We start from the raw sequence: 21,170 nt of genomic DNA, 5'->3' as shown, positions 1-21,170 counted from the left end.
GGCCGTCGGTGTAAAGCGTCGATTATGGCATCGCATCGGCAACAGATGTTGTTGCGCGAGGTCTTTTCGTGCCCGATGGTTGAGCGCGCAACCAGGCAGCAGTCGCGGCGAGTGCGCGAGCCGTAAACGAAAAAAGGTTGAGCCGGCATTCAGCCGGCTCAACCTTCAATACGTCAGCGAACGGGCAGACGGATGACTTAGCGCGATGCGCTGACCAGCGGCTGCAACTGCGGCAGAATCTCGGTGCTTGCGCGAGCCACGTCGTTCGGGAAGTCGATCTCGATCCACGGTGCGCCGGTCACGTCGGCGGTATCGAACACCTGGCTACGTTCCAGCAGCAGATCACGTACCGCTTCTTCGTGCGGCAGGTTGGCGCGGCCGCTGTCCACATAGCCGGCCACGATCTGCGCAAAGCGTTGCGCGGTTTCCTGGCGGAAGCGGAAGAACCCGACCGATTCGCCGATGGTGTCGTACTCGAGATTGACGGCGAGCTGCTTGCGCAACTCGACCGGCACGCCGTCTTTCAGACACAGCTTGACGGGTTCGTCGCCGGCTTCGAAATCTCGGTCGATCAACAGGCGGTTGACCGTCTCGCCCGCCACCAAAGCAGCCAGGATGCGCTCGTCGTAGAGCACGTCAGCGTCCATCAACAGCACGTCGCCGCCGCGCGTCAGCGCCTCGGCCACCGTGTGCACCGTCAGCACGCTGCCCAGGTCGTAACGCGTGTTCAACACCGTTTCCACCTGATGCGGCCAGTTGATGCGCTCCAGTTCCGCCTGCACCGATTCCGGCTGAAAGCCGAGCGCCAGCACGACTTCAGTCACGCCGGCGGTTTCGAGCATTTGCAGATGCCGTTCGAGCAGGCTCATGCCGTCGAATTGCAACAGACACTTCGGGAACTGAGCTTCCGGCGGTTGCTGGAGACGCAGGCCGAGGCCCGCAGCGAGAATGATGGCACGCATGCGCGGTCCTTTTAAAAATGCGGAGTTTAATCGACAACCGGCACGCGCCCAAGAGCGCGGCGCCGTTGCCAGCTTCGTTCACTGAAGTGCAAAACCAGCAGACCCGGCAAGCCTAGCAGGATTTCGCGGGCGCGCTTGGCGAGCGACAACGCCAGGGCCGCGTCCGGCGGCAAACCGACCAGCGGCGCGAGCAGCAGATAGCCGCCTTCCTGCACGCCGAGCGAACCGGGAATCATGAAGGCCGCACCCCGAATGGCCTGGCCCAGGCTTTCGAGCAACAACGCGTCGACCCAGTCGACGGGATGTCCGAGAAAGCGCAGCGCGAGCCACACTTCCACCGTGCCGACGATCCAGCCTAGCAGGCTCATCGCGAAGCTCGCCGCCACGCGGCCGCGTTCGCGGTACATCGCCTGCACGGCGGCGTCGACGGCTTCGGCGCGCGTCATCAGCGAAGACCAGTCGCGCTTGCCGAAAACCCGAGAGACCACGCCGAGCAGGCGGCCGAACAGACCGCGCCGTTGCGCGTAATAAAACCCGACGATCATCGCGCCCAGCACGCCGGTCGCGATCAGCGTGGCGGTTTGCAGATCGTGCAGCGCGCCGTGCGCAGCGTAAGCGCCGAACAGCAGCAGGCCGCCCAGCGCGAAGATGATTTGCGCGAGCGCCTGCGCGGTCGTGCTCACCGTGATCGCAGCGGCCGCATCGCGCATGCGCATGCCACGCTGGGACAGTTGCCGCACCATGACCACCGGTCCGCCGATCTGGCCGGCCGGCAACAGGCTATTCACCGACTCGCCGATCCAGCGCGCGAACAGCGCGTCGCGCCACGTCAGATCGTGATGGATGCCGTCACGCCGAGGATGGAACAACACCGAGATCGCGCCGGCATCGAGAAGCACTGGCACGAGGTGAAACGCCGCGACGAGCGCGAGTCCCCAGCCTGCCGTGAGCAGCGTCGAGGCGACCGAGCCGAAACCCTGCCACGCGAGCAGGCCGACAAACAGCGCCGTCCCGATCGACAGCAGAATCAGGGCCGCGCGGCTCATGCGTGGTCCTTCCCGCGGCGGGTCATCTGGCGAAAGACCTGGCGGAAGCCGAAGTACGCAATCGCGTCCTTCATGTTCGAGATGAAGCGACGCCAGGGCCGCATGTTCGGGTCAGTGACGTATTCGAACGTGAGCGACACGCGCATTTCGCTCGCGCCGGCGGGCGTGATGCGATGGCGCAGCTTGTCGCCGTCGAAAAACACCAGACCGCCCGGCGGAATCTGCACCGAGCCCGGTTGATCCGCGACATCCGGATTACGCGTATGGAGCTCGTAGTCGAGGCGGCACGACGATTCGTCGATCACGCCGAGCAGCAGCGTATAACGGCGGCCGTCATAGTACGAAGTGTCGTAGTGCCAGCCGATGTGGTCGCCCGGCCGCGTGTAGTAGTACAGCGCGTACGCATGCGGATCGTCGGCGGGCGAAAGCTGCAGTTTGTCGCCGCTCAGTTGCTCCAGCCAGCCGATCAATTCCTTCGAGCGGTACAGCTCGGCGATGAACGGCGCCAGGCGATCGATCGTATGACGGCTCACGCTGCCGCCCTGCTTGTGGCCCGGAAGATAGTTGCGGTTCACCTCGTCGAGCAGCGAACGCGCGCTGTGAACGAGCTGCGCCGTGACTTCAGGCGCGAGAAAGTCTTCCAGAAAAAGAAACGCGCCCTGCTCCGCGAAGTCCTTGCGCAGACGTGAGTTGTCGAACCCGCGCGTGCGGCTTGCGACCGCGCGGTCGGCATTCGGTGCGGGCGATGCAGCCGGCGAGCGTTCTACCGCATCGCGCGCGATCAAGTCGTGTTCGGCCTGCGTACTCATTCGCTGGCCCACATTTGACGGGTTTCGGACGTGCCGGCGGCAACAGGCGCCGGGCTGGCGGCACGGCGCTTAACGCGCCAGTAGTCGACCATCACCCAGACAGCGAAGAGCGGCGCGCCGATCGAGGCGACCACGACGAAGGGCAGGACGACGCTCGTCAGCGTGACGATCGGCAGCAGATACAAGACGTCTTCCGTTTCGAAACCGCCGACTGACGCCTGCTTCGTGCCCGCCTTGCCGGCCATTTCCTCGATGCGCATGCGCAGGAAGAAAATCAGCGCGATCGCCACGCCGGCCACGGCGCCGAGCACACCCGGCGCGATTTTCAAGCCGCCGATGTGCGTGGCACCAGCTCCCACGCCCATGCCGACGAACAACATGACGGTCACGAGGGCGTCGCTAGCGAGGTCGTAAAAATGACCGATCCGGCTCGACTTTCCGCCGATGCGCGCGAGCTCACCGTCCGTATGGTCGACGAAGTTCGATAGCACGATCAGGAGGGCACCGGCATTAGCCCAGGCGAATTCACCGTGAGCGAGGCAGAGCGCGCCTGCCAGCCCGATCAAGAGGCGCAGCGTGGTCAGATGGTTCGGGGTGACCCACGTGTTCACGAGCGGAGTCACGAGCCGGCGGGCGAGCCGCGCGTCCCATGTTCTGGGCGCCGGAACGTTAATTGGAGTCTGGGGTTGCGAATTCATAACCCGGAAATATATACGGGATCGCAAAAGATTGCTTTCTTCGCGCGAGTTTCTTTGAGCGCTGCCGGTCCCCGATCTGTGCTGGCCGCGAAGCAAGATTTGCCGAATCGCGATAAAGTACAAACCAGTTGCGCCTGTCAAGGGCATGACTTCGATGCGCAACGTCTTTTCGGGTCTCGAGTTCACGCCACCGCCCGTTGCGAACAAACTACATCGATTCAGGTGGCCGTCCACGCTTATGAAACGCTTTCTTTCGTCTGTACTCCTTGCTCTGGTAGCCGCCGCGTTGCCGCTCGCCAGTTACGCCACCGCGCTCGACGCGCCGCTCGCCTGCAATGAAAGCGGCCATCAGTTCGTTGCCGACCTCGCGGAACAACAGTTGATCGACCCGAAGCCCACGCGTGTGGAGAGCAACTCGATCAACGCCTTCTCGCCGACCTCCGGCGCGAATCTGACGGCATACGGCTTTCGGGTGTTTGCGGTGGTCGGCTACGAAAAAGACGACCCGATGTTCCGTGTCGGCGACGGCGAGCCGGTCGCGCGTTCGGCCTACGGCGTCGTGGTGTTCGGTAGCGAGGCCAAAGTGCGGAACGCGATTGCCGGCACCGGCAGCACGGCGATCGTGCACCACGTGGCGCCGCTGATTACGGCGATTTTTTGCAAGCGGAGTTGAGGTAGCGGGTGGCCGCAGGGCCTGTGGGAATGATCACCCGCCCCCGCTTTCGCCTTATAACTTGATCCCCGCCGGCTCCGCCGTCAGATACCCCACCGTCGCCCCGAAGCGGTCCTTGTAGTTCGCCCGCACAAGCGGATCGAGCGTCGATTTGACCTTGTCGTGCAACGGACTTTCCCAATCGCCGACGTGCTGAAAGTTGCTCATCACGTAAGTCCAGCCGTTGATTTCATCGACCGCGTGCAGGCCCGTCGATTCGGCTCCGGCCGGGCACGAGAGCACGCGCGCGAGCGTCTTCGTGTCGACGTTGTACGCCCACAGAAAGTTGTTCACGTGCATGCCGCTGTCCTCGCCGATAAAGAGCGTGCGCAGTTTCTCCGAGAACTTGAGGTTGTCCGGGTTGGCAATGCGCTCGGGATTCGCCGTGTTGCCGAGAGCGTCGGCCGTCGACAGATCCTCGCCGACCAGCGCCGCGGGCGCGGCCATGTCCACCGGCACCCATTCGCTGTCGATCGCGGCGCCGCTGCGGTCGCGCTGGCCGCCCTTCATGCTCAGCGCGTACACCGCGCCGGCGCTGATCGTCTTGTCGACGGCCACGTCGGTGGATGCAGCGTTGCCGCGCACCATCGACTTCTCGATACGCGACATCGCCGAATACAGCACCTTGTCCTTGATATTGACCGTCGTGCCTTCGAGTTTCGTGAAGCCCATGCTGCCGCCGGCCAGCGCCGCATAGCGATGCGTCTCGAGGAACGTTGCCGCCTGCGTCATGCCGGGCTTGACGCGCACCCAGTTGAACGTGCCGTTGTAGTTGATCTTCGTGTAGGTCGGATCGAGCGGGTCTTTGGTCGCGACGTCCATGATGTCGCTGGCGCGCAGCTGATTGGCGAGCGCCTCGATTTCGTCGCTGCTCGCGTGGCCCAGCTTGATCCACGACAGCGTTGCCGCGCCCGCGCCGCTCGCCGACACCTGCGTCCACTTCGCGACGTACAGCGTACCCGCCGACAGATCGGCTTCGCGATCCGCGATGAACATGAACAGGCCGCCGTTGGTCGCGTCGTCGCCCATCAGGACGGTGCGCTTGTCCGGCATCACCTGAATCAGTTCGTGCGAGATGCGGCCGAGGCAGTAGTGTTTTTTGATCGTGCCGGTACCGTCCGGATTCACGGTGACTTCCGGCAGATGCCCGTAATGATACGGGTTCGCGGTGGTTTCATCGCCATACAAGCTGCGGCTGAAGCCCTTGAACTGGCTGTTGCCGGCGATCGTCGTTGCATCCGGTTCGTACTCTTCACTCGACAGATGCGTGTTCCACGGCGAAAGGCTCGCGCCGCAGGTGATCCACAAACCATGGGCCTTCGACGTATCGACGTTCGAATAGCCCGCCAGCGTGAGCTTGCCGGTGGCCGGGTCCTGGTCGAGCGTGAGCACGGCGATCGGCGACGGCAGTTGGCCGTACATCGAAACCAGACTCTGATCGCGCGTGGTGTATTCGAACTGCACGACAGCGAACACCGCGTTGCCTTTGAGGCCCTTCACCGTGGGATTGTCGAGGCGGATCAGCGAACTGCCGTCCGGGCAATCCGAGTAGAACTGACGCTCCTTGCCCGCCACCGATTTATCGACGATCGGCTGATTGTTGATGTCGAAGTAGCCGCCGGCAAGAATCGTCCCGCCCTTCACGTTCGGCACGCTGTCGCCGGTGATGAAGAACGGCTGATACGCCAGCTTGAACGCGCGGCTGCTGCCGTCGCTCAGTTGCACCGTCAAGGTCGAGCCGACCGTGGTCTTCGCCATGGCCGCCGGGTCGGCCAGCGTCGGCGCGGCCATGCTGGCGAACGCCGCGGAGACAAAGTTGGCGACCGGTTTGACTGGCGTCGCCAGCTCGTCGCTGCCTCCGCAAGCGGTCAGCATCGAGGCTGTGGCGAGTCCGCCAAGCGGCAGCATCGGCGCGCCCACGAGAAGTTTCAGGGCCTTGCGGCGGGAAAGGTCGAGCGGCTCTGCCATGTTGTCGTGATCCAGTGTTTGGGTAGCGTGGGTGAATGCACAGCCGGCACGCACTCAGACCCAAACCACGTGGTTCACGCTCGCGCCGCTATGACGCGAGGATTCTATGAAGTGAATATGAAAGTATATTGACAGGCATTAGTAATTTAAGCCGGAGCCTCTGAGAGACAACGCCGGTCGGGCCCCGAGCCTGTCGCAGGCCGCAGCGGCACGGGCTTTTAACCCGGACGACGAAACTCGTTCTCGACCCACGCCGCCGCGCTTGCCTTGCTGAGCTTGAAGTTAGGCGCGACCTGCACTTGCGCGAGTTGCTCGCCAAATGTATCGAGCGCGGTCAGCAATGCATATGGCTCATCTTCGTCGGGAACGATGTCGAGCGTGATGTCGAGTTCGTCGTTGCCGTCCGCGCTCGCCACCCGCACTTCCTTATGCAGTTGCGCGCGCAGTTGCTGCTCATGGCGCCGCAGCACTTCCGACGCCGTCTTCACCAGCGTGTTGAACGCCGACGTGTCCAGCGGCTTCGGATCCTTCTTGTTGCGGCCCATTGTCCACGGACCGACGAGCGCGGGTTCCGCTTCGCCGTCCTTGATCATTGCGACGGCCCAGCCTTCGTCGTCTTCATTCTTGATGACGCGCGCGGTCCAGCCGTCGTCGCGCCACAGACGCGCTTCATGCACGGTTTCGCCCAGTTCGGACGCGCCTTCCGTCGTGAGATCTTCAGCGGTGTCGGACGATGGAAGGGGTAGATCGGTCATTGCAGGTTCACTCACGTTCGCAGGGGCGGAAACACATCTCAAGCGCGCAATTCTACCCGCCCCGCACACAGCGGATACGGCCCTCTGACGAACGGACAAGGCGTGGAAAGCGCATCGACAATCGAAATAATCTATTTCCTCATTTGCGGGAACTTATAAACCGGCTATTAAAAATCGCATAAAAAAACGCGGCCCGAAGGCCGCGTATAAAGATGAAAAAGACACCCTTGGTCAAGGGGGCAAGTCGAATTGTAAAACCGTAATTCATTGAGATAAAACCAATGAATTGAAAGAGTACATTGCGTGAAACAGAATAAATGGGTGAAATATCTCGAAATAACGCCGTCCCTTACCGATCATGGCTTGCGGCGAGTCGTCGCGATCAAGCAACATCATCAGGTTGAAATGACATCCATGAATCCATAGCGGCATGGATTTTTTCTTTGTTTATCCGCACTTAGACAACTCCCCATTCGCCATTACGGAATTGAAAATTCATTGTTGTGCCATCCGCGATTAAAGATACGAATAGCAGGACTACACTGCGCAGCGGATCGTCAGCCCCGCCAGCGCAATTGGCGGTGATCACTGGAATGCGATTCCCCATGCACGTTTCGGAGTTATCCAACCATGAAAAAAACCCTCATCGCAGCAGGCCTCTTTAGCGCGGTTGCCATCAGCGCCCATGCCCAGAGCAGCGTCACCTTGTACGGCACGCTGGACGCCGGCCTCGTCTACTCGAACAACCAGGGCGGCCATAGCAACTGGCAACAAGGCAGCGGCTCGGTGTCGAACACCTACTTCGGCCTGCGCGGCAGTGAAGACCTCGGCGGCGGCCTGCATGCGATCTTCACGTTGGAGAACGGCTTCAACCTGAATAACGGGCAGGACACGGAAAGCAACACGATGTTCAACCGTCAGGCCTTCGTCGGTCTGAAGAGCGATCAGTACGGTGCGCTGACGCTCGGCCGCCAATACGACTCGGTGGTCGACTACCTGGCGCCGCTGTCCGAAGCAGGCGCGGGCTACGGCAACAACCTGGCGGCTCACCCGCTCGACAACGACAATCTCGACAACTCGTTCTCGATCAAGAACGCCGTCAAGTACACGAGCGCGAATTACGCGGGCCTGAAGTTCGGCGGTCTGTATGGCTTCAGCAACTCGGCCGGCGATTTCTCCAACAACCGCGCATGGAGCGTCGGCGCTTCGTACGACAACGGTCCGTTGAGCGTCGCCGCCGCTTACCTGCAACTGAACCAGTCGGGCAGTTCGAACCTGAGCGGCGCGGTGTCGCAAGGCGACGGCACCGCGGCGGTCGCGGCCAATCTGCAACGCACGTACGGCGCGGGCATCAATTACACGTACGGCCCGGCAACGGTCGGCTTCGTCTATACGCATACGCAGCTCGACGGCATCACCGGCGTGGACGTCGGCGGCACGACGCTGCCTGGCGTCGCCGGCACCAACCTGCACCTGGACAACTACGAAGTGAACGGCCGCTATGCGCTGACGCCGGCCCTCAGCCTCGCGGCGTCGTACACGTTCACCGACGGCAAGATGTCCGGCTCGAACGGCTCGGGCGATCCGAAATGGCACACGGTATCGCTGCAAGGCGACTACTCGCTGAGCAAGCGCACCGACGTGTACGTGGAAGGCGTGTATCAGCATGCCTCGGGCGAACTCGGCAACTTCGGTTCGAACGTCGCGGCGATCAACACGCTCGCGCCGTCGTCGACCGGCAATCAGGTGGCAGCGGCAGTTGGCCTGCGCCATCGCTTCTAAGTGTTCAGTTGATACCCGCGAAGCGAATGGTTCGATTCGCTTCGCGGACAACCCGCGCGTGACACGATCGGGTCGCGGGTTCTCGTGGCCTTTACGTTTCGACACAATGCCGACGGCCGCGGATAGTGACTACGCGTGCACCCGGTGGGTATACTGAGCCCGGCTGCCTTCCTTGCCGCAACGTGGCAACGTTGCGATGTCGTTGCGGTTGAACGGCGGCTTCGTCGCGAAGCATGACGCTGCGCTCTATCGCGTTGCGCTTCGCCCGCGCCCCAAGTTCCCGCGTACGACCGGGGACGCCGACGACCGGACCATGAAAAGACTTCTCCTGCTTGCTCCCGCAGCCGCCGCGCTCGCTGCCCTCGCCGGCTGCGGCTCTTCCAGCGGCCCCGCCCGCGACGCGTCCCTGCCGATGATATACGTGTCCTCGCAACACGCCCCCGCCTATATCGCCGATTGCCTCGAAAGCCGTTTGTCACGTGTGCGTACGTCACACGTCGGCAGCGCGACGGAGATCGCCGTCGGCGCCGATTCGAACAACTCGTATTTCGTAACGCTGACGCCGTCGAACGCCGGCTCCGTCATCAAGGTCATGCATCCCGCGAACGCGCCGGACGATCCGCCGGAACCGGAAATGCGCTTCGATATTGCACGCTGCGCGACCTGAGCTTCGGTCACACGCTTGCGATCCGAAAGCTACGCCGGCACGCGAATTTTTTAACTCGCGTGCCGGCTATTTTTTTATCCGCGCATCTGCGAACATAGCCGCCCCTTGTTCCTGAAGCGGCGCTGTGCCGCGAGTTTCGATGGCATCCAGCAAAGCACATCACGCTACCGGTTTTGCGGCCGGCGTCATCGCGGCGGCGATCGTCGCGCGCATCGGTGGCGGCGGTTCGTTTCATGTCGGCGTGTTGTTGAGTTTCATCGCTGGGGTGATTGGGAGCACGGCGCCGGACTGGCTGGAAGTCGCGTGGTGGTCGCGCGCGCGGCGTCTGTGGATCACGCATCGCACGCTGACGCATTGGGGTGTGGGATGGCTCGCGTTGCTCGCGGTGTCGTATCACTGGCTCGGGCATTCGGTCTATGCCGCGCCGGCTTTCGGATTCGCCTGCGGCGGCCTGATACATCTGCTCGCCGATTGGCCGAATCCATTAGGCGTGCCATGGATTGCCGGCCGGCACTCGTTGAACCTTTGGAATAGCGGGCACTGCGATCTGATCGTGGTGGCGGCTTCGTGGGCGGCGGCGTGGTTTATCGGGCAGCATGTCTGGTTGCACGGCGTGCACGGCGCGGCCTTGCTCCAGCATTTGCGGATCGGCTGATGCTGAGACTGAGGCTGAAGCTCAGCGCAGCGCGGCCGCGTAGTTCGCGGGCGTCACGCCGAGCAGGCGCACGAACGCGCGCGTCATGTGACTCTGATCGGCAAAACCCGCTGCGGCAGCCGCATCGGCAAGCGTCGCGCCCCGCGCGATCCATTGTCTCGCGAGCACCACGCGACGCTGCATTCTGTATGCATGCGGCGGCAGTCCAATTTCATGCGCGAAACCGCGCAACAACTGGAAACGACTCATGCCGGAGTCGGCGGCGAGATCGGCCAGCGTGAGCGGAGAAGAAGGGTCGTCGTCGATGCGTGCCTTCGCTCGTGCAATGGGACCCAATGCATCGGCCGACCATGAGCGGGTTGGCCGCGTCGCATGAACGCGCACGACATGCCCGAGCAATTCGAGCAACGCCTCCTCGCGCGCCAGATCGTCCGGTACGGAAGGCGCCTCCACCGCGACGGCGAACAGCCGCTCGAACAAACGCTTCAGCAAAAGATCGTGCGCCACCGGCTGCGTGAGTTCGATCTCGTGCGCCGCCGCGCCGGTCAGCTCACTCGCGGCGGTGACGAGCATCAACGGCTCGAAATACAGCATGCGCCACGCGCGCCCGCGCTCGTCCAACGGACTGCCGTCGTGGACTTCGCCGGGATTGACCATGATCGCATCGTCGGCCCGCGCTTCGACGAGCCCACGTCCGCTCGCCGACCGATGCCCGCCGCTGACGATCACGCCGACGCCGAAGCGGTCGTGCGAATGGCGCGGAAACGCATGCGCCGTTTCAGCCACCGTCGCTTCGACGCCGCCAATCGCGCAGCGAGGCATGTGGACGCGGCCGCGCGGCATGCTCATCGCTCAGCAGCTAAAGGGACGTTCGCGCATTGATACACGCGACGGTTCACAAACCGGGCCGTGCATCACTGCTGCCGGTTGTCGGTACGCTCGCCTTCGCATGAAGACACACGAGCACGCGCGTACGAAGCCGCGTATCACTGCCGCCCCTCGTCGGACCGCTCGCCTTCGCGGATCTTGCCTTGCGACACGCTGCTGCCCGGCGGCACGCTGTGCGTGAGCCACACATTTCCGCCAATCACCGAGCCGCGCCCGATCGTCACGCGCCCGAGAATCGTCGCGCCGGCATAGATCACGACATCGTCCTCGACGATCGGATGACGCGCGTTGCCCTTGACCAACGTGCCGTCCAGATCCGCGGCGAAACTCTTCGCGCCGAGCGTCACGGCCTGATACACGCGCACGCGTTCGCCGATGATCGCCGTCTCGCCGATCACGACCCCCGTGCCGTGGTCGATAAAGAAGCTCGGCCCGATCGTCGCGCCCGGGTGAATGTCGATGCCGGTTGCCGAGTGCGCGATCTCGTTGATGAAACGCGCCAGCAACGGCACACCCAGGCGATGCAGCGCATGCGCGAGACGATGATGCGTCATCGCCCACACGCCCGGATAGCAAAGCAGAATTTCGGTGATATGCTGCGCGGCCGGATCGCCGGTGAAAGCCGCCTGAATGTCGCTGACCAGCAATGCGCGGATGCCCGGCAATTGCGTGCCGAATTCACGCGCGATGTCGAATGCGCGCGCCTGCAGATCGACGTCCGGTGTTTCGCCGAACTCGGGCAAAAAGCGCAGGGCGCGGCGAATCTGTTCCGCCAGCAGCCGTAGCGTGCTTTCAAGCGTATGGCCGACGTAATAATCGACGGTCTCGTCAGTCAGATCGGGCGCACCGTAGTGCGTGGGAAACAGCGCGGCGCGCAGGCCGGCGACGATGTTGACTACCGCTTCGCGCGACGGCAGTTCGCGAATGCCGAGCGGGTGCCGCGTGCGATGCAGTTGCTCACGCGACGCGCGCAAGTCGGCGACGATCTGTTCGAGGCCCCAGTTCTGGGTAGGCACGTTAGGCATAAAAGGACAGCGCCGCGCGGGAGCACGGTTCGAAGTGATTATGTCGAGAGATTACCGCGTTTTGCCGCGGCTCGCGCAGCCCCACTCCACGGCGGAGCTTGGGCGGTATGACATGCCGCCGGAGGCGCTCAGATGGTCACGCTGCTCGCATCGATCCAGCGCACCGCCCAGTCGCGCGCATGGGCAATGGCGGCCGCTTCCTCACGAAAGCGCAAGTCGGTGGGAAAAAAACGGTTGGCGACCAGTTCGCCGTCGCTCGAGCGGGAGATGACTACGTAAGGTTGCCAGGTGCCATCGACCGCGCGCGCGGGCGCGCAATTTAACAAATAGCCGCGATGTGTGAATGCAGCATCGAAGTGCATGTGTCACCCGCCCTGACGGCCCCGTAAAATGTTTTGAGTGGCGCGCAGACGGTGCTACCGGCCATCAAGAAATAGCCGGACCGAATGTCTTCCAATTTAACCGCGCTTCGCTCGTCGGAGTAAGATCATACTCTGTAGAAAATACGCGTCCATTAAAAAAATCGAAAAGAATCGCGGACGCAATCGCCAGCCGAATACCTCACTCGCAACTGCGCGTGCAACTGCGGACAAAGCGCAGCAACAACAGGTGAATCAGGGTTCGTGCGAGGCGGAACGGGTTTTGCTGCATGTCACACCATGTCCTCTTCAAAGGAGAATGCATGATGAACAGCAATATCAACAAACCAGCAGACGCGACGCAACCGGCGGCCAAGAGCGGCGCGCACACTGCGGAATTGCACAACGACCGCACCCACGACAGCACCGTCGACACCGACGGCAAAAACCTCGAAGCCGCACGCATAGCGGGCCACAGCCCCATCTCGCCCGACGAAATCACCACCAGCAATGCAACGCTCACGAATAGCGTGCCCGAGTCGCTCGACGGCATGGCCGGCTTCGACAGCCGGGTGGGCGGCAATCATCTGCTGCTCGCGCTGGAACCGGGCTACACCGTGATCGACAAAGGCATGGTCGCGCCGCAGGGCGCGTATTCGGCGGATCATCAGTACGACGATCCACGGCCGGTCGGCAACCGTCAGGACCGCGGCCGCATTCATTACGCCCTTAATCATTTGCGCCCTACCAGGCTGATCGAATTACATCGGGTGAAATAAACATTCGCGCGATGTTCGCATTTGCATGCGCGTTTGAATTCTCGCGCGAGCCCTAATTAATCCGTCTATTGCGAAGCGCGCACCGTTTGATTCGCGGTGCGCGCTTTCACTTCGATTAGAAACTCACAGTTGCAGGACCTGCACGTCGACGTGGCTATTTCCCTCTGACAAACATCGGCAGAATCGACTGCACGTCAACCTTCAACGGAGCAGTAGATGAAAAAGATCGTCGTGATCGGCGCCACCGGCACGCTGGGCCAAGCGGTGAGCGCGGAACTGAAGGCGCGCCATGAAGTCATCGAAGTGGGCGCGACGCGCGGGCAATACCGCGTCGACAGCACCGACCCGGCGAGCGTCGAGCGGCTCTTTCGAGAGATCGGCAAAGTGGATGGCGTCGTCACCGCGACCGGCAAGGTGCATTTCGGTCCGCTGCCCGAGATGAGCATCGAGCAGTTCTGGGTCGGCCTGCGCGACAAGCTGATGGGCCAGATCAACGTGGTGCTCGCGGGTCAGCAATATGTGAACGACGGCGGCTCGTTCACGTTGACGAGCGGCATCCTCGCTGACGAACCGATTCTGCAAGGCGCGAGCGCGACCACCGTCAATCTGGCACTCGAAGGTTTCGTGCGCGGCGCGGCGATCGAATTGCCGCGCGGCATCCGCATCAACCTGGTGAGCCCGACCGTGCTCACCGAAGCGATGGACGCTTACGCGCCCTACTTCCGCGGCTTCGAGCCGGTGACGGCGCACCGCGCGGCGATGGCTTATCTGCGCAGCGTGGAAGGCGCGCAGACTGGCCGCGTGTATCGCGTCGGCTATTGAAGTGAAGGATTCACGCGATGCGGTTATTGAGCCGCATCGCGCCCTGTTCCCGCGTTGCCGGCGCGCTGCAGTGGCCGCGTCAACTCAGTGAATCTCAGGCTCGCCCGTATCGTCGGCGACGTCCGCATCCGGTGTGGCATGCGCGCCGCCGCGTTGCAGGAAATCGAAATCGCAACCTTGATTCGCCTGCATCACATGCACCTGATGCATCGCGCCGTAGCCGCGCGTGAAACGCGGCGCCGGCCTGACCCACGCAGCTTTACGGCGCGCGAGTTCATCATCCGTCACCAGCAGGTTGAGTTTGCGTCGCGGCACGTCGAGTTCGATCATGTCGCCACTCTCGACCAACGCAAACGGCCCGCCGATGAACGACTCCGGCGCGACATGCAGCACGCACGCGCCGTAACTCGTCCCGCTCATCCGCGCATCCGATATGCGCACCATGTCGCGCACGCCTTTCTGCAGCAATTTCCGCGGGATGGGTAATTGCCCCCATTCAGGCATCCCCGGCGCGCCGACCGGTCCCGCATGCTGAAGCACGATCACACTGTTCTCGTCGATGTCGAGCGCGTCGTCGTCGATGCGCGCGGCCATGTCGTTGTAGTCCTTGAACACCACCGCGCGGCCGGTATGCACGAGCAGATGCGGTTCGGCGGCGCCGGGTTTGATCACAGCGCCGTCGGGCGCGATATTGCCGCGTAGCACCGCGAGCCCGCTGTTGGGCAGCAGCGGCTTGTCACGCCGGCGGATCACGTCGTCGTTGAAAATCTCCGCGCCTTCGAGATTCTCACCGAGCGTGCGGCCGTTGACGGTTTTCTGCGAGCGGTCGATCAGCTCGCCCAATTCGGCGAGCAAGGCGCGCAAACCACCCGCATAGAAAAAGTCCTCCATCAGATACGCGCCGGTCGGACGAACGTTCGCCAACACCGGCGTGTGGCGCGAGATGTCGTCGTAGCGATCGAGCGTCAACTCGATGCCGGCACGCCGCGCAAGCGCGATCATGTGCACGATCGCGTTGGTCGAACCGGACAGCGCGAGGCAGGTGGTCACGGCGTTATCGACGGAACCTGCCGTGAGCAGGTCGGACGGTTTGAGGTCCTCCCACACCATCTCGACGATACGCATGCCGGTTTTCGCCGCCATCTGCGCATGGCGGGAATCCGCTGCGGGAATCGACGCGAAACCGGGCAGCGTAAAGCCGAGCGCTTCGGCCGCGCTCGTCATGGTCGACGCGGTGCCCATGGTCATGCAGTGCCCCGGCGAGCGCGCAATGCCGCCCTCGATGCCTTGCCAGTCGTCCTGCGTGATCGTGCCCGCGCGCAATTCGGCCCAGTATTTCCAGACGTCGGAACCGGAGCCGAGCGTCACGCCGTTCCAGTTCCCGCGCAGCATCGGGCCGGCGGGCAGGAAGATCGCCGGCAAGTCCATCGAGATCGCGCCCATCAGCAAAGCGGGCGTGGTCTTGTCGCAACCGCCCATCAGCACGACGCCGTCGGCGGGATAAGAGCGCAGTGTTTCCTCGGCTTCCATGGCGAGGAAGTTGCGATACAGCATCGTGGTGGGTTTCTGGAACGGCTCGGAGAGCGTCTGCACCGGAAGTTCGACCGGAAAGCCGCCGGCCTGCCAGATACCGCGCTTGACTTCCTCGACACGCTGCTTGAAGTGCGTGTGACAAGCATTGATCTCGCTCCACGTGTTGAGAATCGCAATGACCGGTTTGCCGGCGTATTCCTCGCGGTCATAGCCCATTTGCGCGGTGCGCGAACGGTGGCCAAACGAGCGCAAATCGTTCACGCCGTACCAGCGGTGGCTGCGCAGTTCTGCGGGTTCCTTTCGCTTCGTCAACGTCTGCTCCACGATGTCTTTCGCCATGCCGCAAGCGCGGCTTATGTCCGGGCGTGTTCAGCGCTTCTGTTCCTTCACGCGCGACACGATCTGCGTCGGGCTCACGAATTGCAGTGCGATCAGCACCCAGATCAGGGTGATCGCCATGTAAATCATCGCCATCGCATCGATCGATTGCGGCGCGCGTACGCCGGTTGAAAATACAGCGTAGTACAGCGCGACCACGAGCGTTTGCGTCGCGGGGCCCGCAGTGAAAAAAGTCAGCTCAAACATGCCGATGGTGCGCACCAGCACCAGCAAGCCCGCCGCCAGCATGCCTGGCACGAGCAGCGGCAGCAGCACATAGCGGAAATAGCGAAACGTGTTAGCGCCGAAAATACGCGCCGCCGCTTCGAGATTCGGATCGATCTGCTCGATGAAGGGCGTCATCACGAGAATCACGAACGGCAACGCCGGCACGAGGTTGGCCAGAATCACGCCGCTCAGCGTGCCGGCGAGGCCGACCTTGTACATGACCGTCGCCATGGGAATGCCGTACGTGACGGGCGGCACCATCAGCGGCAACAGGAAGATCAGCATCGCGATGCGCTTGCCGGGAAATTGCACTCGCGCGAGCGCATAAGCCGCGGGCACGCCGAGCAGGACCGACAGCAGCACGACCGCGCCGACCACTTCGACGGTCACCCACAACACGCTCGCCAACTGGAAGTCGCTCCACGCCTGCGCATACCAATGCAGCGTGAAGCCTTGCGGCAGCAAGGTGCCGAACCAGCGCGTCGCGATGGAATTGACCGCGACGGTCGCGATCAGCAGCACCACGTTGACGAGGAAGAACACCATCGCGCCCCACACGAGCACGCGCCAGATGCGGCCGGGCACGCTGGTTCGCTGTCGGGTGTGACCGATGCGCTTTTCCGGCTCGCGCGCGCCGTCGTCGTGATCGCTCGATGTGGACGCAGACCACGAACGCTGCGCCGCGCCATGATCGGTTGTCATCAGCCTTTGCCTCCGGTTGCCGGACCGCTGTAGAAGAAGCGGCGCGCGCCGAGCAACGCGGCAACCACCAGCAACTGCACGAAGCCCATCACCATCGCGATCGCGGACGCAAGCGAATAGTCGTAGCTTTCGAACGCGGCCTCGGCGGCGGCGATCGACATCACGCGCGTCGGCCCGGCGGGCGCGCCGAGCAGCACCGCGGATGGAAACACCGAAAACGCCTGCACGAACGACAGACACGCCGCCATGGTCAGCCCCGGCACCAGCAGCGGCAGATAGATGCGGCGAAACTGCTGCCACGGACTCGCGCCGAGCGTCGCTGCCGCGGCGGCGAGCGTCGGGTCGATGCCGGTCACGTACGAGAGCGTCAACAGAAACGCAAACGGAAAGCCCGACACGATCAGCGAAATCAGCACGCCCCAAAAGTTATGCGTGAGGCGCACTTCGCGCGTATAGAGATGCAGACCCTGCAACGCTTGCGGAAACCAGCCGTTCGGGCCGAAGTACGTGAGCATGCCGTCGGCGATCAACACGGTGCCGAGGGTTACGGGAATCACCAGCAGCGTCGTCACGAACTTCTGATAGCGCGAGTAGCGGCGCAGCGCGAACGCCACCGGCACAGAGACACCGACGTTGATCAGCGTGGCCGGCACCGAGAGCTTGAGCGTGACGAAAATCGTCGGCCACATCGACGTATCGGTGAAGAAGGCCAGATAGTTGGCCCAGAGGCCGCCGCCGTTCATCGGCCGGAACGACAGCACCAGACCGTACGCGAAAGGATAGATGAACAATGCGACGATGAAGAGCAACGCCGGCGCGACGAGCCACGCCTTGGCATCACGCGGCACGAGCGGCGGCGAGAGCGTGGGCGTATTCATGCCGCCTCTGCGTCGTACACGAGCGTGCGCGACGGCGGCACGCGCAGGCTGATGCGCTCGCCTTCTTCGAATTCTCCGCCGACGCGCGCCCAGATATCGCCGAAGGCGGTCTTCACGCGCAGCAACGAATCGCGGCCGCCATATTCGACAGTCGTCACCAACGCATCGAAGGCATTCTCCGCGCCGGGCGCGGCGCGCTCCATATCCTCGGGACGCAGCGCGACGCTCACGCGCTTACTGTTGAAGCCGGCCATCGGCGTGCCGAGCAGACGCACACCGTTCGCGCTCACCATCACGCCTTCGCCTTGCGTGCCTTCGAGTTCGAACTCGGCCACATTGCGATAGCCCATAAAGCGCGCGACATGCAGATTCTGTGGTCGCGTATAGACCTGTTTCGGCGTGGCGACCTGCTGCACCACGCCCTCCCTCATCACGACGATGCGATCGGCCATGGACAGCGCTTCGTCCTGATCGTGCGTCACGTAGAGCGTCGCGCGCTCGAGCTGGCTGTGGATGCGGCGAATCTCCGCGCGCATTTCGATGCGCAGCTTGGTGTCGAGATTCGATAGCGGTTCGTCCATCAGAATCAGCGGCGGCTCGATCACGATCGCGCGCGCAATCGCGACGCGTTGCTGCTGGCCGCCGGAGAGTTGGCCGGGCAGTTTGCGCTCGTGGCCGACGAGTTGCACGAGCTGCAGCGCTTCGCGCACCCGGCGCACGGCTTCGCTCTTGCCGATGCCGCGCATTTTCAAACCGAAGCCGACGTTATCGAGCACGCTCATGTGCGGAAACAGCGCGTAGTTCTGAAACACCATGCCGAAACCGCGCTTCTCCGGCGGCAGTACGTCGATGCGTTTGTCGTCGAGCCAGATGCCACCGCTGCTCAACGGCTGCAATCCGGCGATGCAATTGAGCGCCGTCGACTTGCCGCAACCGGACGGCCCCAGCAATGCGATGAACTCGCCACGCTGGATGGTTAGATCGAGTCCACGCAGTGCCGCGATCGCCTGGCCTTCCGCATTCGTGAAACTGCGGCTCACCGAATCGAGCCGCAACTGCTCAAAATGATGCTTCATGGCGATTTCCTGATACGCGCGATGCGTGCGCCGTCATGGATCACGTGGGGATCGAGACGGCTTGCGTGCGTGCATGGCCGGTGCGGAGGCTACTTGGTCTTTTGCGCGCCGATCTCGGTGTCCCATTTCTTGAAAGCCGCAACCATCGCCGCGGCATTCAGCGGCAATACGTGCGGACGCTCGGCCAGCAGCTTCACGTACTCAGGCCGGCCGTATTTCTTCAGCACGTCCTGGCTGTGCGCAGGCGCTTGCTCAACGCTCACGCCCTTGATCGCCGGACCGGGATAGAAATAACCGTCGTCATAGGTCATGGCCTGCTGCGCCGGCTCGAGCATGAAGTTCATCAGCTTGTAGAGCACGTCGAGTTTTTCCTTCGGCACGCCTTTCGGAATCACCATGTAGTGCGCGTCGTTCACCCACGTCATGTTGTCGAAGGCCTGCACGCGGAATTCGGCCGGCACAATACCGAGCGCGCGCGGATTGATGTCCCAGCCCGTTACGGTCACGGTCATGTCGCGCGTGCCTTCGCCGAGTTCCTTCATTACCGCCGACGTGCCGCCCGGATAGTAAGGAATGCAATCGTTCAGTTGCTTGAGAAAGGCCCACGTCTTGTCCCAGCCGTGAATCGGATCCTGTGGATCCTTGTCGCCGAGCACGTACGGCAGGCCCATCAGGAACGTGCGGCCTGGACCGGAATTCGCCGGCCGTGCATAGATCAGTTTGTCCGGATGCGCCTTGCACCATTGCAGCAATTGTTCAGGCGTCTTCGGCGGGTCGCTGACTTTGGCCGGGTTGTATTCGAGCAGCGGGCCTGCAGGCATATACGCGACTTCGAGCCCGTAGCCTTGCGCGAGATCCTGCATCTTGCGCGGACCCGGCGCGTATTTGTCGAGCACGCCGGGGAACGCCGCCGCGTTCTCGGGCAGCAGCTTCATCCATAAACCCTGTTCGATGCCCGCGGCGAGCGCGTCGGTGCCGGTCAGCACGAGATCGATATCGGAGCGGCCCGCGGCCTGCATCGCCTTGATCTTGCCGGGCAACTGCGGCGCGGGCGCATTCGTGAAGGTGAGATTGGCGACGAGGTTCGGGTACTTCGCCTTGAAAGCCTCGAAGCCCTTTTGCGTGAGTTGAAGGTCGCCGGCCACGTCGACGATATTGAGCGTGACCGGGTCGGCCGCGTGCGCGGCGGATGCGAACGCGGCGCTCGCCGCGAGACATACGGACACCAGCCTGAGCGCCAACCTGTCTGAAACAGTCATTGCGTCTCCTCGCTTCTTGGTATGGAAATCCGCCGGTCGAATGTGCTGCGGGCGGTGTCTTTCTACCAAGGGAACATAGCGAAGCGGGACAGCTGATGTCAAGCAAATACTCGTGGCGGCAACGGGCTCGCGAAAACCACGGTTTTCGGGGTGAATGCTTGCCGCTCAAAGGCTTGCGCGCTGCATCCAAGGGCAAACCCGAAGCTGCGTATGACCTCGGACGACAACTTGTCAGGCAACTAGCCGCCTTGTACGCCTTGAGTATTCACGTAGAGCGAATAAAGTCCGTGGCTCGCCGCCATGAACAGCCGGTTGCGATGCCGCCCGCCGAAGCACACGTTCGCGCAGCGCTCCGGTAACGCAATGTGGCCGAGCGGCTCGCCTTGCGACGAGAAGACGCGCACGCCGTCGAGTTCGTCGGTGCCCATGCCCCAGCCGCACCACAGATTGCCGTGGATGTCGACGCGAAAGCCGTCCGGCGTGCCCGGACCCGCGTCGATCAGCACGCGGTTGTTCGACAGCGCGCCACCGGTGCCCTCTACGTCGAATGCACGGATCTTGCGGCGTGGCTCGCCGCGCGATTCGACGATGTACAACACCGACTCGTCTGGCGAGAACGCCAGACCGTTGGGGCCGAGCACGTCGTCGGCGACGACGGTGACTTCGCCGGATTGGCCGTCGATGCGGTACACGCACGCCGGCAATTCCGACTCCTGGCGCTCGCCCTCATAGAAGCTGTCGATGCCGAAGGTCGGATCGCTGAACCAGATCGAGCCGTCGGATTTCACGACCACGTCGTTCGGCGAATTGAAGCGCTTGCCGCGATAGCGGTCGGCGAGCACGGTGATCGAGCCGTCGTATTCGGTGCGCGTGACGCGGCGCGTCAGATGCTCGCAGCTGACGAGGCGGCCCTGACGGTCGCGCGTATGGCCGTTGGCATTGTTCGACGACTGGCGAAACGTCGACACCGTGCCGGTTGGTTCGTCCCAGCGCAGGATGCGGTCGTTCGGAATGTCGCTCCACAGCAGATAGCGGCCGTCGCCGAACCAGACCGGGCCCTCGGACCAGCGCGCGCCCTGATACAGGCACTCGACCGACGCGGAAGCCAGGATCAACGGTTTGAAGCGCGGGTCGAGCACGCGGATGGAGGGGTCGGGATAGCGTCGAGTGTTTTCGGTCATGCTGGCGT

The 21,170-nt window shown here is 63.0% G+C and carries 21 protein-coding genes; 6 read left to right on the top strand and 15 right to left on the bottom strand.

Features of this window, described 5'->3' with window-relative positions; genetic code table 11:
* Positions 1–197: 197 nt before the first annotated feature.
* From B0G75_RS03280 to B0G75_RS03265, 4 genes are read right to left on the bottom strand one after another with little or no spacing between them, the layout of a single operon-like run.
* Positions 198–962 (bottom strand): NTP transferase domain-containing protein, encoded by a 765-nt coding sequence (locus tag B0G75_RS03280; protein ID WP_106300568.1) that lies wholly within the window; start codon positions 960–962, stop codon positions 198–200.
* A 26-nt stretch (positions 963–988) separates the two neighbouring features.
* Positions 989–2,008, bottom strand: coding sequence for a lysylphosphatidylglycerol synthase domain-containing protein (locus B0G75_RS03275; protein ID WP_106300566.1), 1,020 nt, complete (start codon positions 2,006–2,008; stop codon positions 989–991).
* Positions 2,005–2,817: a 2OG-Fe(II) oxygenase gene (locus B0G75_RS03270; protein WP_106300564.1), complete on the bottom strand. Its 813-nt coding sequence runs from the start codon at positions 2,815–2,817 to the stop codon at positions 2,005–2,007. The genes B0G75_RS03275 and B0G75_RS03270 overlap by 4 nt, the downstream gene beginning before the upstream one ends.
* Positions 2,814–3,515: a CDP-alcohol phosphatidyltransferase family protein gene (locus B0G75_RS03265; RefSeq protein ID WP_106300562.1), complete on the bottom strand. Its 702-nt coding sequence runs from the start codon at positions 3,513–3,515 to the stop codon at positions 2,814–2,816. The genes B0G75_RS03270 and B0G75_RS03265 overlap by 4 nt, the downstream gene beginning before the upstream one ends.
* Positions 3,516–3,753: 238 nt before the next feature.
* On the opposite strand from B0G75_RS03265, the gene B0G75_RS03260 reads away from it, so the two are divergent.
* Positions 3,754–4,188 carry a hypothetical protein gene (locus B0G75_RS03260; RefSeq protein ID WP_106301837.1) on the top strand — a complete coding sequence of 145 codons (435 nt, stop codon included), beginning with the start codon at positions 3,754–3,756 and terminating at the stop codon, positions 4,186–4,188.
* Between the two features lie 54 nt (positions 4,189–4,242).
* Here B0G75_RS03260 and B0G75_RS03255 read toward each other — a convergent pair whose 3' ends face one another.
* Both B0G75_RS03255 and B0G75_RS03250 read right to left on the bottom strand, forming a co-directional pair.
* A complete protein-coding gene (locus tag B0G75_RS03255) occupies positions 4,243–6,195 on the bottom strand; it encodes a PhoX family phosphatase (protein ID WP_106300560.1) in 1,953 nt (650 codons plus the stop codon).
* Positions 6,196–6,413: 218 nt separating this feature from the next.
* Positions 6,414–6,950, bottom strand: coding sequence for a hypothetical protein (locus tag B0G75_RS03250; RefSeq protein WP_012426185.1), 537 nt, complete (start codon positions 6,948–6,950; stop codon positions 6,414–6,416).
* A gap of 630 nt (positions 6,951–7,580) precedes the next feature.
* Here B0G75_RS03250 and B0G75_RS03245 point away from each other — a divergent pair.
* The 3 genes from B0G75_RS03245 (at position 7,581) to B0G75_RS03235 (ending at position 10,054) form a co-directional block, all read left to right on the top strand.
* Positions 7,581–8,732, top strand: coding sequence for a porin (locus B0G75_RS03245; RefSeq protein ID WP_106300558.1), 1,152 nt, complete (start codon positions 7,581–7,583; stop codon positions 8,730–8,732).
* A gap of 196 nt (positions 8,733–8,928) precedes the next feature.
* Positions 8,929–9,399: a hypothetical protein gene (locus B0G75_RS03240; RefSeq protein ID WP_106301834.1), complete on the top strand. Its 471-nt coding sequence runs from the start codon at positions 8,929–8,931 to the stop codon at positions 9,397–9,399.
* Positions 9,400–9,538: 139 nt separating this feature from the next.
* The gene (locus tag B0G75_RS03235) at positions 9,539–10,054 is read left to right on the top strand and encodes a metal-dependent hydrolase (RefSeq protein ID WP_106300556.1); all 516 of its coding nucleotides are present in this window, start codon (positions 9,539–9,541) and stop codon (positions 10,052–10,054) included.
* 21 nt (positions 10,055–10,075) lie between these two features.
* Here B0G75_RS03235 and B0G75_RS03230 read toward each other — a convergent pair whose 3' ends face one another.
* The 3 genes from B0G75_RS03230 to B0G75_RS03220 form a co-directional block, all read right to left on the bottom strand.
* Positions 10,076–10,897: an AraC family transcriptional regulator gene (locus B0G75_RS03230; protein ID WP_106301831.1), complete on the bottom strand. Its 822-nt coding sequence runs from the start codon at positions 10,895–10,897 to the stop codon at positions 10,076–10,078.
* Positions 10,898–11,040: 143 nt separating this feature from the next.
* Positions 11,041–11,967, bottom strand: coding sequence for a serine O-acetyltransferase EpsC (gene epsC / locus B0G75_RS03225; protein ID WP_012426180.1), 927 nt, complete (start codon positions 11,965–11,967; stop codon positions 11,041–11,043).
* Positions 11,968–12,095: 128 nt separating this feature from the next.
* A complete protein-coding gene (locus B0G75_RS03220) occupies positions 12,096–12,329 on the bottom strand; it encodes a hypothetical protein (RefSeq protein WP_012426179.1) in 234 nt (77 codons plus the stop codon).
* A 323-nt stretch (positions 12,330–12,652) separates the two neighbouring features.
* On the opposite strand from B0G75_RS03220, the gene B0G75_RS03215 reads away from it, so the two are divergent.
* Positions 12,653–13,105: a DUF3005 domain-containing protein gene (locus tag B0G75_RS03215; RefSeq protein ID WP_106301828.1), complete on the top strand. Its 453-nt coding sequence runs from the start codon at positions 12,653–12,655 to the stop codon at positions 13,103–13,105.
* Positions 13,106–13,321: 216 nt separating this feature from the next.
* The gene (locus B0G75_RS03210; RefSeq protein WP_106300554.1) at positions 13,322–13,927 is read left to right on the top strand and encodes a short chain dehydrogenase; all 606 of its coding nucleotides are present in this window, start codon (positions 13,322–13,324) and stop codon (positions 13,925–13,927) included.
* A gap of 84 nt (positions 13,928–14,011) precedes the next feature.
* On the opposite strand, the gene araD is transcribed toward B0G75_RS03210, so the two are convergent.
* The 6 genes from araD to B0G75_RS03180 form a co-directional block, all read right to left on the bottom strand.
* A complete protein-coding gene (gene araD / locus B0G75_RS03205; protein WP_181309146.1) occupies positions 14,012–15,799 on the bottom strand; it encodes an L-arabinonate dehydratase in 1,788 nt (595 codons plus the stop codon).
* Between the two features lie 30 nt (positions 15,800–15,829).
* Entirely contained in the window at positions 15,830–16,768 is a 939-nt protein-coding gene (locus tag B0G75_RS03200) for an ABC transporter permease (protein ID WP_106300552.1), read from the bottom strand.
* Positions 16,768–17,646 carry an ABC transporter permease gene (locus B0G75_RS03195; RefSeq protein ID WP_106300550.1) on the bottom strand — a complete coding sequence of 293 codons (879 nt, stop codon included), beginning with the start codon at positions 17,644–17,646 and terminating at the stop codon, positions 16,768–16,770. The genes B0G75_RS03200 and B0G75_RS03195 overlap by 1 nt, the downstream gene beginning before the upstream one ends.
* Entirely contained in the window at positions 17,643–18,722 is a 1,080-nt protein-coding gene (locus tag B0G75_RS03190; RefSeq protein ID WP_106300548.1) for an ABC transporter ATP-binding protein, read from the bottom strand. The genes B0G75_RS03195 and B0G75_RS03190 overlap by 4 nt, the downstream gene beginning before the upstream one ends.
* Positions 18,723–18,811: 89 nt before the next feature.
* Positions 18,812–19,981: an ABC transporter substrate-binding protein gene (locus tag B0G75_RS03185; RefSeq protein ID WP_106300546.1), complete on the bottom strand. Its 1,170-nt coding sequence runs from the start codon at positions 19,979–19,981 to the stop codon at positions 18,812–18,814.
* Between the two features lie 239 nt (positions 19,982–20,220).
* Entirely contained in the window at positions 20,221–21,162 is a 942-nt protein-coding gene (locus B0G75_RS03180; protein ID WP_106300544.1) for an SMP-30/gluconolactonase/LRE family protein, read from the bottom strand.
* Positions 21,163–21,170 lie beyond the last annotated feature (8 nt).

Source organism: Paraburkholderia sp. BL18I3N2 (assembly GCF_003001875.1).
Taxonomy (GTDB): Bacteria; Pseudomonadota; Gammaproteobacteria; order Burkholderiales; family Burkholderiaceae; genus Paraburkholderia; species Paraburkholderia phytofirmans.
Note: the sequence above shows the minus strand (reverse complement) of the source record. Positions and strands in the feature narration are given on the sequence as shown.